The organism is Endozoicomonas sp. SESOKO4, assembly GCF_024606275.1.
Genome location: NZ_JAHHPS010000283.1, coordinates 1 through 1,061, shown reverse-complemented (window position 1 = coordinate 1,061; position 1,061 = coordinate 1). Strand labels below are relative to the sequence as shown.

Sequence of the window (1,061 nt, the reverse complement as noted above, 5' to 3'; positions counted from 1 at the left end):
TTACCTCTGACTCCTGATGCAACCACCAAAGATGGTGGAAGGTTAGGTAATATCTCAGGATTCGCAACCCAGGCTGAGATTATCCTGAATACGCCAGGCGCTGCTGATCTGGTAGGTGCTACCCCAATGGACCGTCCTGAATGGACCGCGGTAGATCCTGAGACCGGCTCTGTTTATGTGACGCTGACCAACAACACTGATCGTGATAATGAGGACGGTGATTCCGATACCGATACCAATGTGGCCAACCCCCGAGAAGATAATGAGTATGGTCATATTATTCGCTGGAATGAAGGGGCCGATCCAAGTCAGTTTACCTGGGAGTTCTTCCTGTTCGGCTCTTTTGCCTCTGAAAGTGCTCTGGTGAACCTGTCCGGTCTGAATGAAGCCAATGAATTTGGCAGCCCGGACGGTCTGGCATTTGATGATCGTGGTCTGCTTTGGATTCAAACGGATGGTGGCGCTAATGACAATACCAATGATCAGATGCTGGCCATTATTCCATCTGAACTGAACAGCACTGAAGACATGCTGGCCGTTAACGCCGACAACCAGGACCAGCTGAAGCGCTTCTTTGTGGGGCCAAATGGTTGTGAAGTGACCGGTCTGGCATTCACACCAGATCACCAGAGCTTCTTCCTGAATATGCAGCATCCATCGAATTGGCCTGCCGCTGGGACAATCGACGCAACCGATGCAAGCGGTGCAAACAGGGCGCGCTCTTCCACGGTGGTGATTATGAAAGACGGTGGTGGTGAAGTGGGGGTTTAATAACCGTCACCTGACTGCCAATATAACAAAGCCGATGAGTGGAATGCTCATCGGCTTTTTTGTTGTGAAAAATATTTTGCTATGTCGTTTTCCATCACTGATGGTGACGCGAAATGTTTCTCTTAACTACGTGTATTTGAGGCTGCCGGAATCAAGGTTTGCCCACCTGACAAGCCCCGAGCAGGCAAACTACAGGGGTATCCTGCAAGGCCTCTTCTATTTTTGGTTGTAAGTAGCGTGGGAAGTATGGCATCAGAAGGTGTTTCAAGTTTCGGCTAATTGTCTATTAC

Annotated in this window: 1 protein-coding gene; it reads left to right on the top strand. The window is 49.6% G+C overall.

Features of this window, described 5'->3' with window-relative positions; translation table 11 throughout:
• Positions 1-771, top strand: a 771-nt coding sequence (locus KDK16_RS05340) for a PhoX family phosphatase (RefSeq protein ID WP_257275029.1), incomplete at its 5' end; no start/stop codon positions are given.
• Between the last annotated feature and the right edge of the window lie 290 nt (positions 772-1,061).